Consider the following 14,947-nt stretch of genomic DNA (forward strand, 5'->3'; position numbering starts at 1 on the left):
GTAATCACAGACAAACAGGAGCGCCAGCAGGTGATCATTGATGTACTTGGCACATTATACCAAGAGATTTATTCCTGAATTTGATGCGGAATGTCGGTTTCAAAAGCCGCTGACATGCGTTCAAACTCTAATTCTCTTTGGTCGTAGGCAGGATCTTTCGAGTACTTGGCGGGACTGAGTGTTTTAGCAATATTAAGTGCCCATTTAATAAAAAATAAGACAATGGCGAGTAAGCCAACCCATTCAAGAAAATTCATAATCCCATCCTTTGTTTTTGTACTTAATTCATTATCAGGACAAGGCTATTGAGATATGAACCCTATCCTAGTAAATGCACCAAATTCAGATTTTAACAGGCTACATAAACTCTAGTTTCAGAGTTTACTGCAATTGCTTTTTAACAAAACCTACCATGCCACCTGCCAAAATATGCTTACCCATTAAAGAAAAAGCGAGAGTTAAACGTAAATAACTTAATCTTTTTCTTTAGCGCGATGAACATGATCGACAAACTTTTCGAAATCATATAAGTGAGGTATTTCTACCCACCCACCCGGTGCTATTAGTCTAATCGAAGCATGGTTATAAATTCTGCCGAAGATCGTTTTCGTTACTTCAATATTGTCTACAGTTGGAAATTCTAAAGTATCAGTAACCTTAGTGAGCAAACCTCTGGTAACGGAAATTTCAGTCTTATACAACTCGACACTTACGGTGTATGGCTCAATAATTTTATAACTATCTTTTAAAATGTATAAAACGGGTAAAATTAAGAGGCTTACCATCAAATCATTTTGGCTATCCAATAAGCCAAAAAAAATCAAAACGGTGTTTAAGAATACATAAACCAATATTATCCCGAGTAATCTCGCTAAAACCTCAAAAACAGCTTCAACACACCTATTTAACTTAGCTGTACGAAGGTAATCAACAAACGGAGAATTTTGAACTTTCAAGGACTCATCCTTTAATTAACAGTAATAAAGTACAGTGGATAAATAATATTAACCTAAATACTATGGCAGACGAAAAGTAACCCGAGGGATTACTTCCACAGGTGCGGTGGACGTTAAAACGACTTGCGTACTGGGGGATTAGACGGAGAGTGCCCCCTACCTATTGTAACCCCGTCATCCTGCAGCTTGAGATTAGTATCTAACTAAAGATGCGTGGCAGGAGGCCATAATAATTTGAATCAAAGAGGAATAAAGAGTAACTTTGAGTGAAGACTCACACTTAATCTTGACAAGGACTTCACCATGAAGAAAGTATTCTTAATTCTAGCGATTACCTCAATATCCACATTAGCCAGCGCTAATTGCACAAAAACAGGTTCAATAACTAGTTGCTATGATTCTGAGAGCGGAAACTCCTATACAACTTATGATTTTGGTACATCATCAATAACTAATGGCAGCAACGCAAATACTGGCACAACTTGGAGTCAGAACACTACTCGATTAGGCAATTCAAGTTTTTCCAATGGCACTAGCAGCACAGGTACTACGTGGAATCAAAGCACTACGCGTATGGGGGATATGTCTATTACAAACGGTAGTAGTAGTTCAGGAAAATCTTGGAACAGCACGACTTTTGGGAATGGCACGACAATCCACAACTCTAGTGACGGAATTAAGTCTAAGTCAACAACATGCGATGCCTTTGGCAACTGCTATTAATTATCTACTGAAAAGGGGGCGAACTAAAGCCCCCTTTCCTATTAAGACAGCTTTTTAAATCACTAAACACATGTTTACAAAGCAATTACCAACCAACCTGACATTATTGATAGCCACTTTGTAGCCAAAAAAGAAAAATATAATAGGTCAGAGAGCAACGATTAAACACACGGGTACAAGGAGGCATGTGAGCAATGTTTAAGAAGAACAACGTCTTTTTCGATGTTCATTTAAAAGTAAGATTCGCAAATGACAAAGTAAGGAGTATCTGCAAAGAGTTTGACAACTCTAAACAACCACCAGCAATTCAGCTAGCTAACACTTTAGATAAAACCAACGACAACATTCAGATTGCAGAAGTTACTTCATTAAGAGCCACCCCACTAAATTCACAGTTATGGTTTCACCACGGTGATAACTCGCTAGCCAAGTCTCCTGAGATGCTGATTCAAGTAGATGGTATTGATGAGCAACTTCAATTGAAAATTCATGAACAATGGATTTATGTAGAAACATTTTCTTCTGGGTTATGTTTGTTCTATGCACCAGTAAAGGCTCTAAACACAATCAGAGAACAAGGAAATTTTGGTTATTCTGGGTATGAAGACATCGAAAAAAAAGTAGGTCTCATTGAGGGATTACCATGGATAAAGGGCATCGTCGAAAATGTTTCTGGGAGTTTCGTTAACGACGAACGAAAATCAACTCGTGTAACTTATACTAACGAGGCTATTCAATTGGTGATTCAAACGATATATGACGGGGGGGAGCATCCTGTTAGATATGAAACATAGTAAGCAATAATGCAACCGTATAGAGATAGATTGAATGAAACTGGTATATACAATAGTTATGGTGTTACATGCTCATGCAGGCTCTGACAGAGTTGCTGTTATGACACCCAATATATACGGGAGTCTAGAGCAATGTAATGACGCAATTGAAATAATTGAGAATGCCGATGATAACCGCAATGCAGGTATTTTGAATATGCGTTGTGTTGCTCTACCAAAGGATGAAACGTAGTTACATGGCTACTAAGTGGCTATTAAGATTAAGTGTCTAATATCATCTGAGAGAAATTAAAAGACAACTGCGTGCAAGGGGCTGAATTTAAAGGAGAAGTTGGTCGGTGTGAGAGGATTTGAACCTCCGACCCCTGACACCCCATGACAGTGCGCTACCAGGCTGCGCTACACACCGACCGAAAGAGCCGACAAGTCTACTCAATTTCAACGACTTTGCAATGTAAAAAAACCAAATAACCGCCTAAACGATTATTTGGTAATCAAAACCCAACTAAAACGAAGCTTATTACAAGTCGTCTGCACTTACATCTTTGATTTCTGGCCATTCTTCATTCGCCTCATTTATATGAGTAGGAATGTTCTTAGCCCATGCTTTGTATACACTTTCGTCTTTATTCACATAAAGTACGCCATCAACAATTTCAAACGCTTTGCCGTTTATTTCGAATTTCTTACCAAACGTTGCGCCGTAGGCACAAAAGCCGCCGTACGCTGGTGCGTATTTGTCTGGGTTGCTTACAAACATGTCTCTATTTTTCTGCGATGAAAATCGGTAAATAGCGTCGTTGTGGACAGCCGTTATAGTCGCTTTACCCAGCACTGGCTTACCTTCAGTAAAATAAGCTACAGCGTCGTGCCCGGCTAAAATAATTCCGTTTTCGTCGGTCTCAGTATCAACGCCAGCGAATACCGCGCCACTAGCAATTAGTGAAACTGCAAATAAACTACCTTTTAAGAATACTCTCATGCTATTTCTTCTCCACATTGGTGTTTCGAGTGTTTTCACACTATCTCTGTATAAGTTCGAAGAATATGGTACGTACTTCGGTCTTATACAAACATGCTCCAAACGCTTAAATACTTGTCCAAAACACCATGAAAAATTTAGAAAGCCTTTTTGACAAACTTCAAATAACCACCAATGTATTTCACAACGGACAATATTGCGGTAACTGGCAAATTGACACTTCTGGCACCGGCTTTATTAATTTTCACGCCGTAACTCACGGTCAATGCTACTTACACCGTAACGACGACGGCCCAGTTCTGTTAGAAAAAGGCGACATGGTTTTACTGCCTGTTGATAGCCCACACCTTTTAAGCCCTACAAAAACTCACACTCACAAAAATGTTAGCGCAAGTTCTATTCCTGTTAGCGAGAAACTAGGAGCTGAAGGCCCGGTGCTACTTTGCGGTTACTTCGAGTATCAGCACCCTTTAATGAGAGTAATAACAAAAGAACTGCCAGAATTTTGGATAATTAAAAAAGCATCAAAAGAAAGTAGAGTGCTACATGAAAGTCTGCAGTTACTTATCAGCGCGTCGTTAGAAGTGTCGGACTCAACCTTCACTTCGTCGGTTCTGCTAAACAAAATCGCTGAGGTTGTATTCCTTTTGATTGTGAAGCATTTAATGAGCAAGTACTCATCAACCTTAGGGGCTCTACTGCATCCGGCCATAGCAAATAGCCTTCAAGCGCTGCATAACGCGCCTGAACAACATTGGAACGTAGAGATGCTGGCGAGTATTGCGAATATGTCTAAATCTAACTACGCAGCAAAGTTCAAAGCCTGTGCAGGCGTAACTCCAATTAAATACCTAACGCAATGGCGCCTGCGTTGTGCCTGCACAGAAATAATCCAAAGCAACAAGCCGTTAATTACCATTGCAAACCAATATGGTTACGAAACGGAAGCTTCTTTTTCAAAGGCTTTTAAAAGAGAGATTGGCGTATCTCCTTCACAAAAGCGCGTTCAAGCTAGGCCAGCGTAACGTAACACACCCCAGTGACTACCAGTGCAACTAACACGTTTAGCACCACACCCTCTCTGGCCATAGTTTTTATGTCGAACTTTTCCGTTGAGTATGCAATGGCGTTAGGCGCTGTAGCTACTGGCAGCATAAAAGCGCAACTTGCGCTAATTGCCGCGGGGATCATCAACAACTTAGGATCTACGCCCACAGCCATCCCCGCGGCCGCTAGAATTGGCATTAATAGTGTAGATGTTGCTGTGTTGGAGGTAATTTCCGTCAAGAAGGTAACGAACAAGCAAATTCCAAGTACCAAGAGAAGAACAGGAAGCGTAGAAAGTCCCGTTAGCCATGTTCCCATAAGAACACTTAAGCCCGATGACATAAATGCTTTGGCAATACAAATACCGCCAGCAAACAATAACAACATGCCCCACGGAATATCGTTTGCGGTTTTCCAATCAAGCAGTTTGTCGTTGTTTCCTTTTTCGTCTACTTCACCATTATCGTTTCCGCTGTTTGTAAAGAACATAGCCGCAACACCCGCTACGGCAATAGTACTGTCACTTATTGTGCTTATGCCTATCCAAGCAGTCCAAAAAGGTCTGAAAATCCAAGCTAAAGCGACAGTGCCAAAAATAGCAAGAACACGCTTCTCGGCTTTTGTCCATGTGCCTGGGACAGGTAAATCGATGTTCCCCACTTGTTTAATACCGCGCGCTAACCATAAGGCCATAATAGGTACGCCTAGTATTACGATTGGTACGCCTGTTTTCATCCAGTCGATAAAGCTGTATTCAATACCTTGGGTTTCTTCATACACGCTCATAAAGATAATATTAGGTGGCGTCCCAATCGGTGTCCCTACCCCACCTAAGCTTGCCGAATAAGCGATACCAAGTATAAGCGCCACGCCAAATCGCGGATTGTCTACTGCGTTGATAATAGCGATAGCCATTGGCAACATCATTAGGATTGTTGCCGTATTACTAATCCACATACTGAGTACTGCGGTTGTTAACATGAAGCCCAGTACCAGCTTGAGCGGGCTGCCGCTGCCCGTTATACGCAACATGTAAATGGCGAAACGCTTGTGTAAGTTAGCACGCTCCAACCCTTTTGAAAGCATGAAAGCAGCCATTAATAGAATGATAACGTGGCTTCCGAGAGCAGAGGCAGCTTCGCTGTGAGACAACACACCAAATAGCGGAAATAGCGCGAAGGGTAAAAGTGAGGTAGCGGGAATGGGGAGCGCTTCAGTCACCCAGAGCACAGCGACAAATAGCGTAATTGCTGCGGTAAAAATGATCTCGCTGGGCTGAGCAATAGCCCACAATCCCAAGCCACATAGTACTGAAGCGATAAAGGCAAATAGAATTATACTGTTTTTACGTGTTGGCTTTCGTTGTAGAGTTTCTGAAGAAGGTTCAGAGTTTGTGTTCATTGCGCTTCCCGTTACTAATAGCTTTATTATAAGTGCTAGTTATTGCTCTTATATTTTCTATCAGTAATTAGCGGGAAACGCACTACGCTTTTGCGAAAAAAACGTGTTTTTAAGACGGTTTCTTTTATTTACTCTCGTCGTCTGACGAGATTCGGCTTGCAACTGCACCTGCTTGGCCTTTGTATTTAGCGTCCACTCGTGCGTTGTACGGTTTTTCAGCGGGCGCCGATAGCACCTCAAAGCTAAGTGCCCCTATTTTCATTTTAGGGCGAAGCGCCAGCGGTAACTTACCACTGTTGTAAAACTCAAGAACGATGTTGCCCGACCAGCCTGGATCTATTCGATGCGCGGTCACGTGAACCATTAAGCCCAAACGCGCAAGCGAAGAACGCCCGTCTAACCAACCTACGATGTTGTCAGGCAAGGTTACTGACTCGTGGGTAATGGCAAGCGCTAGCTCCCCAGGGTGTAGAAAGAAGGCTTTACCCTCTTCTAGTTCAATTTCATCGCTCATAACATGGTCGAGCGCTTCTTGAACCTGTGCTTTCGGCCCACTTAAATCGATAAACGGCGCTTGGTGATCTTCAAACACGCGAAATTTATTACCTAGGCGGATATCTACCGTTACACCACTTATTTGATCGTAGCTGGGTGTAGGGTCAATTTTAATTTTTCCATCTTGCAGATGTTGGTAGATATCGCGGTCGCACAAGCGCATGGTGTATTCCTCATTTCGTTAGGCCGCTATTATGCGTATGTCGCCGCATGCATTCAACTGCTCAAAGGCTTGTTTTATCTGCTTTTGCGCAATTTTCGTATAGTTTTATCAAATTTTAAATTTAAGCAATCGAACCTGGCTATAATTCACCTTTACTACACCTGTCTGAATTTACCTATCCGTCGGGCATTCCTGATATTTGTTACCTAGGTATTTCAAGCTAGTTACTCTTTACCAACAATGCCAATAGGGTTGCCCTTAATGTGTTTTACTGCCCCTTTGCGTGGCGCAACAGTAAGGGCCAGTTGCATAGACAGAGCGCGAGCAGCCTCGCGATAACTTTCACTCAATGCACTTTCGGGCGAGGTAATTAACAAAGGCGTGCCGGCATCGCCATGCTCGCGAATATGAATATCAAGCGGTAGCTGTCCCAAAAGCGGCAGTCCGTGGCGTTCGGCAAGCGCCTCGCCCCCGTCTTTTGCAAATACATAATCTTTAGTGCCACAGGCTCTGCATTGGTAATAGCTCATGTTTTCAATAAGCCCTAATACAGGTACGTTCACTTTTTCAAACATGCTTATGCCTTTTTGGGCGTCGGCTAGCGCTAAGTCCTGTGGCGTTGTAACTACAACAGAAGCGGTTAGTGGAACTTGTTGCGCCATTGTCAGTTGGATATCGCCGGTACCCGGTGGCATATCTACAATTAAGTAGTCCAGCACGGGCCACAAGGTTTCATCTAATAATTGTTTTAACGCCCTGCTTGCCATCGGCCCACGCCATACGGCGGCGTCTTCTTGAGGCACTAGGTAACCAATGGAGTTCGCCACTATTCCATGTGACATAAGGGGCTGCATGTGCTTATTATCTTCGCTTTCAGGATGTGCATCGGGATTACCTAACATAATGGGAATTGATGGCCCATAAATATCGGCATCTAAAATCCCAACTTTCGCGCCTTCCTGCATAAGTGCAAACGCTAAATTAATGCTGGTTGTCGATTTACCTACGCCCCCCTTGCCTGAAGCCACTGCTATGATGTTTTTAATGTTGGTGACCGGCGCTACTTCTGTTTCTCCACTTGCTACGTTATGTTTAAACGTAAGCTGGTCATCGTCAAGCTTCCCTTTAAGTTGGTTAAGCACTTCTTGTTTAAGCGGGTCTAGCTGTGTAGCAATACAGAACGGCAAGGTAACTGTTACACCGGCATCTTCATTTTCTGGCTGGCTAAAAGCACACCATGGCAAGGTATCTTCAACATCTAACGAAAAATACTTGGCCAAAATTACAGCAACTTTTTGAGTTGCCGGCTCTGCTTTGCGAGAAAAGAACATAAAATGCCTTACTAGTAGTAGAATTGTGTGAATTACGTAATGCAAAAAACGCGGTTTTCCGCTAGTATTTGCAGCCATTTTGAAACGCAAAGAATCAATAACGTCATTATGTCAGAAAAACGCCGAATTCTGGTAACCAGTGCGTTGCCATACGCAAATGGCTCTATTCACTTAGGTCATTTGCTAGAACACATTCAAACCGACATCTGGACTCGTTTTCAGCGCCTTCGCGGAAACGAATGTTACAGTGTTTGCGCCGACGATGCACACGGTACGCCGGTTATGCTTAAAGCCCAAGAGCTTGGCATTACACCAGAAGAAATGGTGGCAAGAACGCGTGCTGAACATCACCAAGACCTTGTTGATTTTCACGTTGATTACGACAACTACTATGTAACCCATTCGCCAGAAAACAAGGCGCTGTGTGAAGAAATTTACACCCGTTTAGATAATGCGGGCTACATCAGTAAACGCACTATTAATCAACTGTTCGACCCTGAAAAAGAAATGTTCTTGCCGGATCGTTTCGTTAAGGGTACCTGCCCTAGCTGTGGCGCAGAAGATCAAAACGGCGACAGCTGTGACGTATGTGGCGCAACGTATAGCCCAACAGAAGTAAAGAACCCGCGCAGCGTTGTATCGGGTGCTACACCAGTACTGCGTGAGTCTGAGCACTTCTTCTTTGACCTGCCAAAATTTGAAGGCATGTTAAAAGAGTGGATCCGCTCAGGTGCCCTGCAGGAAGAAATGGCGAACAAACTACAGGAGTGGTTCACTGAAGGTCTTCAACAGTGGGACATTAGCCGTGATGCGCCTTACTTCGGCTTTGAAATTCCAGGTGCGCCGAACAAGTTCTTCTACGTGTGGGTAGATGCACCTGTTGGCTACATGGCTAGTTTCAAAAACTTCTGCGATCAAAATAACTTGGAGTTCGATGACTTCTGGAAAGCAGACTCAGAGGCTGAGCTTTATCACTTTATTGGTAAAGATATTACCTACTTCCACTGCCTGTTCTGGCCTGCGATGCTAGAAGGTGCGGGATACCGTAAGCCTACTGGCGTAAATATTCACGGTTTCGTAACGGTGAACGGCGCGAAAATGTCAAAGTCGCGCGGTACGTTTATTAAAGGCCGTACTTACCTTGACCATCTGAACCCAGAATATCTGCGTTACTACTTTGCGTCTAAGTTAGGCGACGGTGTTACCGACATCGACCTTAACTTTACTGACTTCGCACAAAAAGTGAATTCAGACCTGGTAGGTAAAGTGGTTAACATTGCAAGCCGCTGTGCAAGCTTTATCACCAAGCGTTTCGACGGAAAGCTGTCTGACAATGTGATTGAGCCAGAGCTTATTGCAGAGTTCCAAAACGCGTCAGAGAGCATTGCTGCACTTTTCGAGAAGCGTAAGTACCACCAAGCCGTGCGCGAAATCATGGCCCTTGCTGACAAAGCAAACCAGTTCATTGATAACAATGCACCTTGGGTAACCATTAAAGACGAGACTAAGCAGCAGTTCACACACGATGTATGCTCGCTAGGTATTAACATGTTCCGTCTGTTGGTGATTTACTTGAAGCCTGTGCTTCCTGTACTTGCAGAAAAAGCAGAAGAATTCTTAAACGATAAGTTCGACTGGAATTCACTGCAAACCCTATTGAAAGGCCACGCCATCAACAAATTCAAGCCGATGATGCAGCGTGTAGAAATGGAGAAAATCGACGCCATGGTTGAAGATTCAAAAGAAAGCCTAGCGCCAGCAGCACCGGCAATCGACCCAGACAGCCCGCTTGCTAAAGACCCTATTAGCGACACTATCTCGTTTGATGAGTTCGCCAAGGTAGATTTACGTATTGCGCGTATCGCTAAAGCTGAACACGTAGAAAAAGCCGATAAGCTTCTGCGCTTAGAGCTAGATTTAGGCGGCGAAACCAAGCAAGTTTTTGCAGGTATTAAGTCGGCCTACTCGCCTGAAGCCCTAATTGGTAAGCACACGGTAATGGTGGCGAATCTCGCTCCTCGTAAAATGCGTTTTGGCATGAGTGAAGGCATGGTATTAGCAGCGGGCCCTGGTGGCGACGAGCTATACATTCTTGAGCCGCACGAAGGTGCAAAGCCGGGTATGCGTGTTAAGTAAGCTGTAAAGCGCCCCCTTAAAAGTAAGGTGACATTCAGCGCTATAACGCGACGGGATGTCACCTTTTTTATTGGGCGGTCAAAGCAGCGCTTAGATTTATAAAGCAAAAATCATATAACCAGAATCAAGGTGCAAGCACGTAACTTGGTATGCTAATAAGCCTTATCATCCTACACTCCTCACTCACTAATTACTTACCCACTCACTAACCTTATCTGCATAAGGCAAATCGGCTAGAAAATTCTTGTCAAAAAACAGCGCAGTTCCGTTCGGTTTGAATCAAGGCGATCTAACCCTCTTTTTTTAACGTAATCAACGTGGTTAATTAATAAAAGAGGTATTTATGGAAGATTTCTTCGGGACTAATATCGATTTATCGGAATTAACCGAAAAAGCTATTTCACTGGTGATGACTTACACCCCCAAATTATTATTGGCTATTCTTACTTTGGTGGTGGGTCTCTGGTTAGTGAATCGTTTTGTAAACCTATTAGATCATCGGCTAGGTAAAAAGGACCCCACGTTAAATAAGTTTCTGTGCGGACTTATTAGTGCGGTGCTAAAAGTAATGCTGTTGATTTCAGTTGCCTCAATGATAGGTATTGAAACCACCTCATTTATTGCCGTCGTGGGTGCTGCAGGTTTGGCCATTGGTCTGGCACTTCAAGGCAGCCTGGCGAACTTTGCTGGCGGTGTACTAATACTGATTTTTAAACCCTTTAAAGTGGGTGACACCATTGAAGCAGAGGGTCATTTAGGCTCAGTGTCAGAGATACAAATTCTCTATACTGTACTTAACACTTTTGACAATAAGCGCATTGTTATTCCCAATGGCAGCCTGTCTAATGCTACGTTAATTAACGTTAGCGTATATGATAAACGCCGTTGCGACATGACATTTGGTATAGGTTACGATGACGATATCGATAAAGCCAAGAAGGTGTTGCAGCGTCTGTTTGAAGAAGATGAGCGCTCGTTAACCGACCCTGCACCAAGAATTTGTGTAGGCGGATTAGGCGATAACTCAGTCGATTTGATGTTTAGACCGTGGGTCGCCACAGATGACTTGTGGCCTTACTATTGGGATATGCAGGAAAAAGTTAAAAAAGCTTTTGATGAAGAAGGCATTAGCATCCCATATCCACAGCGAGATGTGCACCTCTATAAAACGAGTAACGACTAACGTCTCAGTTAGGAGATAGCAGTCTATGCTATCTCCTATTCCCCTTTCAAACTTGCTTAAAAACGCGAAAGCCATCCGTTTTAGTTACAACATCTTGGTAAATATAGAAGATGGTTAGCGTCTGTCGCTGCTTTCAAGTTAAGAGCTTGGCGTGCTCTCTTTGCACATGGCATACTCATTAACAATACTAGCGCAGCGTGCGATTCATCGTAGAGGTCCTTACAGTGGCGCCCACCGCCGAAAAACGCGGCTTCAAATTGCGTTTGGGTTTTATTGCGGTCATGGGTATAACCCGCTTTTTCGCGAGTATTACGTACACCGCACTGCACCATGGCAAATAAGATGCTAAATAGTCTTGAAGCTTAACCGCCCCTTTCCATTTTTGTTGAAAAAAGAGCGTTGAAAACATCACTTGACGTTGTTCAACAATTTCAAATCCCAGCAGCTGAAGCCAATCTTTAATGCGATAGGACGTAAAAAAGCGTGCATCGTGTAGGATATTTCCGCGCTTAACAGGTAGAAATTTGGCAATGCCGGCGAGGCTTAAGGGGTTAAAGCCACTTATGATCACATAACCGTTTTGTGTAATAACGCGGTCTACTTCTCTTAATATTTCGTGAGGGTCTTGCGCAAAATCTAATTCATTAGCAAGTAGAAAGCCATCAATGCTGTTTTCGGCGAAGGGTAAGCAGTGCGACTGCCCCACTACCGTGTTTTCTCTACTTATTTTCGGTTCGCGTTTATCACCGCCTAACGATATACCCGATGCATTGTGATTGGGAAAGCCCTCTTTCGCTTCATTGTGGTGTGGCTGCTCGCTAGCTAGGTCATTAAACGGAACGTGATTGATGTGGTGTCGAATTGGGCTGGTATCGAGATTTAAATCGGCACTTAGCGAGCCTAGTTTGGCAAAGTGATACCCAAAAATTCGCTCAGCATAATCGCTACAAACTGCATTGACCGCATGTCGAATGTGCTCTCCGGCGGGGAAATCATTCCAATTTGTAGGGTAGCGTGGCGGTTTGGCTTTAAACGCCGATCTCATTAACACTGCGCGCTCTTAGGTTGCTCTGCTCTTCACAAGTCCCTATAGTAACGCATAATTCTACCTACACAAGCAGGTACTCTTATGACGGCAGAAACACTTCCTTCAGGCGTAGCCATTCATCCTATTCCCGCTTTTACCGACAATTACATTTGGTGTATTTATAACGAGAGTAGCGCTATTGTTGTCGACCCAGGTGATGCTGAGCCAGTGTTGGCCTTTATTAAAGCCAAAGGCTTAACGCTGAGCGCAGTTCTCATCACTCATCACCACAGAGACCACACAGGTGGTATTGCTAAATTAGTATCTGCAGTACCAGATTTGCCAGTTATTGGCCCAAGAGGCAATCACATAAGAGGAATAACTAAATCTGTTTCTCAAGGCGATACTGTCTCGCTACCTGTTTTTAAAATGGCGCTGCAAGTAATGGAAGTGCCAGGTCATACCCTTGATCACATTGCTTTCTTCGGGCATGGCGCATTGTTTTGCGGCGACACGTTATTTTCAGCAGGTTGCGGACGATTGTTTGAAGGTTCGCCAGAGCAAATGCATCATTCACTGAATAAGTTAAAGCGACTGCCCGACACCACGAAAGTGTTCTGTACACATGAGTATACTCAGGCTAACGTCCAGTTTGCTTTAGCCGTAGAGCCAGACAATAAAGCGCTGTGTGACTACGCACAGTGGGTGGCAGAAAAACGCGCTCAAGGTCAGCCTACACTACCAAGTAATCTCAAAGAGCAAAAAAACATAAACCCATTTTTACGGGCTCATGAACTTTCTGTGAAAACTGCTGCCGAAGCCTATTGCGAAAATAACCTGGCTGACGATGTAGCGGTATTTGCTGCAGTTCGCCGCTGGAAAGATGAGTTTTGATGCAAAAGTAAGCCGATTATCGTAACATAGTCGGTTTGCAGTGCTCCACGAGGTTTCTTCATATATGCAGTTGAAGTTTTTCCCACTGTCGCCACTGATATTGGCGCTAGGTTTAACGGGTTGTCAGTTAACCGATAATAATAACGACAATGCACAATTAGAAAGTAACGAAACCGCTTCACTAGAAGCGTGCAGTGAAATTCATAACAACGAAGAAGCCATTTCTGATTGTGAAATTGCAAGAGACGGCGTTATTGATGTTGTTCACCCCAATGATGATACGCTAGAAGAAGGCGCTGAGCTTACCGATACACCGGATATGCATACGCAGGCGGTCGTTACTGACGTATGGGAACGTGCAAGTGCGAATTTCGCCTTACCTATCCCTGACGACAAACGCATTAGCGCACAGCGTAAATGGTACCTGAAGCACCCAGAGTATATGGCTCGCGTTGTAAAACGCGCCAAGCCTTTTCTTTATTACATTACCGAAGAAATTGAAAAGCGCCACATGCCGATGGAGCTTGTGCTTTTACCAATAGTAGAAAGTGCTTTTGATCCCTTTGCTTATTCCCATGGCCGAGCGGCTGGTATGTGGCAGTTTATTCCTGGCACAGGCAAGCGCTTTGGTATGCAACAGAATTGGTGGTATGACGGACGTCGAGATGTTGTTGCGTCTACTCAAGGTGCACTTGACTATCTAACCTATCTAAACGAAATGTTCGATGGTAATTGGCTGCACGCACTTGCCGCCTATAATAGTGGCGAAGGCCGCGTTCAAAGGGCTATTAAAGCTAACAAACGCGCGGGTAAACCTACCGACTTTTGGAACTTAAATTTACCCAAAGAGACACGTGCTTACGTGCCTAAATTGCTTGCGCTGGCTGATATTCTAAAAAATAAAGATGAATATGCGTATGCGTGGCCTGAAGTTGAGAATGTAGCGGTTATCGAAGTGGTTGATATCGGCTCACAGGTCGATTTAGCGTTTGCCGCCGAACTTGCTGGTATGTCTTTAAAAGAACTACACGGGTTAAACCCAGGGTTCAACCGTTGGGCAACATCGCCAGAAGGGCCCCATAGGTTGATACTTCCTTTAGACAAAGCGGCCGCTTTTTCCCAAGCACTGGCCAAAATTGATCAAAAAGAGCGATTGAACTGGGTACGCCACTCGGTGAAGCCCGGCGACAGCTTAGGTAAAATCGCTAAGCAGTATCACACCACCGTGAAAGTTCTTAAAAAAGTGAATGAGCTAGACTCGTCCATGATCCGCGTGGGTCAAGCGATAATGGTACCAGTAGCACTTCAAGAACTGGACAGCTACACATTATCTCAGGAACAGCGTCTAGCCAGCTTGCAGAACGGCAACACGTCTAAGCAAAAAGTACGTCATACCGTACAATCTGGTGATACGCTTTGGGATATTGCCCGTAAGTACAATATAGGCACTAAACAGTTAGCTAAATGGAACGGTATGGCCCCTGGCGATATGCTTCACCCTGGCAAAACCTTAGTTATCTGGCAGGAAGGTAAAGCGCAAGACGGTGTTACCAAAAAAGTGACCTACACAGTAAGAAATGGCGATTCGTTGTCTCGTATCGCCAGCAAGTTCAATGTTAGAGTAAGCGACATAGGCAAGTGGAATTCACTTAATACTAAGCGCTATCTACAACCTGGTCAGAAGCTAAAACTTTATGTAGACGTAACAAGGTTGAACGCATCAAGCTAACCTTTAATACTTAAAGTTCAATACTG

At 43.8% G+C, this 14,947-nt stretch carries 15 protein-coding genes and 1 tRNA gene; 8 read left to right on the top strand and 8 right to left on the bottom strand.

The window, feature by feature from the left end; translation table 11 throughout:
• Nucleotides 1-68: 68 nt before the first annotated feature.
• Both MHN09_RS15085 and MHN09_RS15090 read right to left on the bottom strand, forming a co-directional pair.
• Nucleotides 69-257, bottom strand: a complete 189-nt coding sequence (locus MHN09_RS15085; RefSeq protein WP_239241298.1) for a hypothetical protein — start codon at nucleotides 255-257, stop codon at nucleotides 69-71.
• Nucleotides 258-473: 216 nt separating this feature from the next.
• Nucleotides 474-956 carry a PH domain-containing protein gene (locus tag MHN09_RS15090; RefSeq protein WP_239241300.1) on the bottom strand — a complete coding sequence of 161 codons (483 nt, stop codon included), beginning with the start codon at nucleotides 954-956 and terminating at the stop codon, nucleotides 474-476.
• 303 nt (nucleotides 957-1,259) lie between these two features.
• On the opposite strand from MHN09_RS15090, the gene MHN09_RS15095 reads away from it, so the two are divergent.
• The 3 genes from MHN09_RS15095 to MHN09_RS21475 all read left to right on the top strand — a co-directional run bounded on the left by MHN09_RS15095 (nucleotide 1,260) and on the right by MHN09_RS21475 (nucleotide 2,705).
• Nucleotides 1,260-1,679, top strand: coding sequence for a hypothetical protein (locus tag MHN09_RS15095; protein WP_239241302.1), 420 nt, complete (start codon nucleotides 1,260-1,262; stop codon nucleotides 1,677-1,679).
• Nucleotides 1,680-1,873: 194 nt separating this feature from the next.
• On the top strand, nucleotides 1,874-2,473 hold the full coding sequence (locus MHN09_RS15100; RefSeq protein ID WP_239241304.1) for a hypothetical protein: 600 nt from the start codon (nucleotides 1,874-1,876) through the stop codon (nucleotides 2,471-2,473).
• 100 nt (nucleotides 2,474-2,573) lie between these two features.
• Nucleotides 2,574-2,705 carry a hypothetical protein gene (locus tag MHN09_RS21475; RefSeq protein WP_275446547.1) on the top strand — a complete coding sequence of 44 codons (132 nt, stop codon included), beginning with the start codon at nucleotides 2,574-2,576 and terminating at the stop codon, nucleotides 2,703-2,705.
• A 100-nt stretch (nucleotides 2,706-2,805) separates the two neighbouring features.
• Here MHN09_RS21475 and MHN09_RS15105 read toward each other — a convergent pair.
• Together MHN09_RS15105 and MHN09_RS15110 are read right to left on the bottom strand one after the other, a co-directional pair.
• Nucleotides 2,806-2,882, bottom strand: a tRNA-Pro gene (locus tag MHN09_RS15105).
• 111 nt (nucleotides 2,883-2,993) lie between these two features.
• Nucleotides 2,994-3,455, bottom strand: coding sequence for a YHS domain-containing (seleno)protein (locus MHN09_RS15110; protein ID WP_101565029.1), 462 nt, complete (start codon nucleotides 3,453-3,455; stop codon nucleotides 2,994-2,996).
• A gap of 128 nt (nucleotides 3,456-3,583) precedes the next feature.
• Between MHN09_RS15110 and MHN09_RS15115 the strand changes: the two genes are divergently transcribed.
• Nucleotides 3,584-4,480 (top strand): AraC family transcriptional regulator, encoded by an 897-nt coding sequence (locus tag MHN09_RS15115; RefSeq protein ID WP_239241306.1) that lies wholly within the window; start codon nucleotides 3,584-3,586, stop codon nucleotides 4,478-4,480.
• Here the strand turns inward: MHN09_RS15115 and MHN09_RS15120 are convergent.
• The 3 genes from MHN09_RS15120 to apbC form a co-directional block, all read right to left on the bottom strand.
• Nucleotides 4,467-5,903 (bottom strand): SLC13 family permease, encoded by a 1,437-nt coding sequence (locus MHN09_RS15120; RefSeq protein ID WP_239241308.1) that lies wholly within the window; start codon nucleotides 5,901-5,903, stop codon nucleotides 4,467-4,469. The two genes, MHN09_RS15115 and MHN09_RS15120, sit on opposite strands and share 14 nt — an antisense overlap.
• Nucleotides 5,904-6,027: 124 nt before the next feature.
• Nucleotides 6,028-6,621 carry a dCTP deaminase gene (dcd, locus tag MHN09_RS15125; RefSeq protein ID WP_014976864.1) on the bottom strand — a complete coding sequence of 198 codons (594 nt, stop codon included), beginning with the start codon at nucleotides 6,619-6,621 and terminating at the stop codon, nucleotides 6,028-6,030.
• A 224-nt stretch (nucleotides 6,622-6,845) separates the two neighbouring features.
• Nucleotides 6,846-7,952, bottom strand: coding sequence for an iron-sulfur cluster carrier protein ApbC (gene apbC / locus MHN09_RS15130; protein WP_061486069.1), 1,107 nt, complete (start codon nucleotides 7,950-7,952; stop codon nucleotides 6,846-6,848).
• 108 nt (nucleotides 7,953-8,060) lie between these two features.
• Here apbC and metG point away from each other — a divergent pair, with 108 nt between their 5' ends.
• Together metG and MHN09_RS15140 are read left to right on the top strand one after the other, a co-directional pair.
• Nucleotides 8,061-10,088: a methionine--tRNA ligase gene (gene metG / locus MHN09_RS15135; protein WP_014976866.1), complete on the top strand. Its 2,028-nt coding sequence runs from the start codon at nucleotides 8,061-8,063 to the stop codon at nucleotides 10,086-10,088.
• A 343-nt stretch (nucleotides 10,089-10,431) separates the two neighbouring features.
• The gene (locus MHN09_RS15140; protein ID WP_039225292.1) at nucleotides 10,432-11,271 is read left to right on the top strand and encodes a mechanosensitive ion channel domain-containing protein; all 840 of its coding nucleotides are present in this window, start codon (nucleotides 10,432-10,434) and stop codon (nucleotides 11,269-11,271) included.
• Between the two features lie 187 nt (nucleotides 11,272-11,458).
• Here the strand turns inward: MHN09_RS15140 and MHN09_RS15145 are convergent, their stop codons facing one another.
• Entirely contained in the window at nucleotides 11,459-12,316 is an 858-nt protein-coding gene (locus MHN09_RS15145) for a methyltransferase domain-containing protein (RefSeq protein ID WP_239241330.1), read from the bottom strand.
• An 84-nt stretch (nucleotides 12,317-12,400) separates the two neighbouring features.
• Between MHN09_RS15145 and gloB the strand changes: the two genes are divergently transcribed.
• The gene (gene gloB / locus MHN09_RS15150) at nucleotides 12,401-13,192 is read left to right on the top strand and encodes a hydroxyacylglutathione hydrolase (protein WP_039225290.1); all 792 of its coding nucleotides are present in this window, start codon (nucleotides 12,401-12,403) and stop codon (nucleotides 13,190-13,192) included.
• 64 nt (nucleotides 13,193-13,256) lie between these two features.
• Nucleotides 13,257-14,921, top strand: a complete 1,665-nt coding sequence (locus MHN09_RS15155) for a LysM peptidoglycan-binding domain-containing protein (RefSeq protein ID WP_187446265.1) — start codon at nucleotides 13,257-13,259, stop codon at nucleotides 14,919-14,921.
• Nucleotides 14,922-14,947: the final 26 nt, after the last annotated feature.

Origin of the sequence: Alteromonas sp. MmMcT2-5, from assembly GCF_022348315.1 — a bacterium.
Taxonomy (GTDB): Bacteria; Pseudomonadota; Gammaproteobacteria; order Enterobacterales; family Alteromonadaceae; genus Alteromonas; species Alteromonas macleodii.

Excerpts from the sequence above, each read along its gene's own strand:
- gloB (WP_039225290.1), top strand. The coding sequence starts at position 12,401 with ATGACGGCAGAAACACTTCCTTCAGGCGTAGCCATTCATCCTATTCCC.
- MHN09_RS15120 (WP_239241308.1), bottom strand. The coding sequence starts at position 5,903 with ATGAACACAAACTCTGAACCTTCTTCAGAAACTCTACAACGAAAGCCA.
- dcd (WP_014976864.1), bottom strand. The coding sequence starts at position 6,621 with ATGCGCTTGTGCGACCGCGATATCTACCAACATCTGCAAGATGGAAAA.
- MHN09_RS15155 (WP_187446265.1), top strand. The coding sequence starts at position 13,257 with ATGCAGTTGAAGTTTTTCCCACTGTCGCCACTGATATTGGCGCTAGGT.
- MHN09_RS15140 (WP_039225292.1), top strand. The coding sequence starts at position 10,432 with ATGGAAGATTTCTTCGGGACTAATATCGATTTATCGGAATTAACCGAA.
- MHN09_RS15095 (WP_239241302.1), top strand. The coding sequence starts at position 1,260 with ATGAAGAAAGTATTCTTAATTCTAGCGATTACCTCAATATCCACATTA.
- MHN09_RS15110 (WP_101565029.1), bottom strand. The coding sequence starts at position 3,455 with ATGAGAGTATTCTTAAAAGGTAGTTTATTTGCAGTTTCACTAATTGCT.
- MHN09_RS15115 (WP_239241306.1), top strand. The coding sequence starts at position 3,584 with ATGAAAAATTTAGAAAGCCTTTTTGACAAACTTCAAATAACCACCAAT.
- metG (WP_014976866.1), top strand. The coding sequence starts at position 8,061 with ATGTCAGAAAAACGCCGAATTCTGGTAACCAGTGCGTTGCCATACGCA.
- MHN09_RS21475 (WP_275446547.1), top strand. The coding sequence starts at position 2,574 with ATGACACCCAATATATACGGGAGTCTAGAGCAATGTAATGACGCAATT.
- MHN09_RS15085 (WP_239241298.1), bottom strand. The coding sequence starts at position 257 with ATGAATTTTCTTGAATGGGTTGGCTTACTCGCCATTGTCTTATTTTTT.
- MHN09_RS15145 (WP_239241330.1), bottom strand. The coding sequence starts at position 12,316 with ATGAGATCGGCGTTTAAAGCCAAACCGCCACGCTACCCTACAAATTGG.
- apbC (WP_061486069.1), bottom strand. The coding sequence starts at position 7,952 with ATGTTCTTTTCTCGCAAAGCAGAGCCGGCAACTCAAAAAGTTGCTGTA.
- MHN09_RS15100 (WP_239241304.1), top strand. The coding sequence starts at position 1,874 with ATGTTTAAGAAGAACAACGTCTTTTTCGATGTTCATTTAAAAGTAAGA.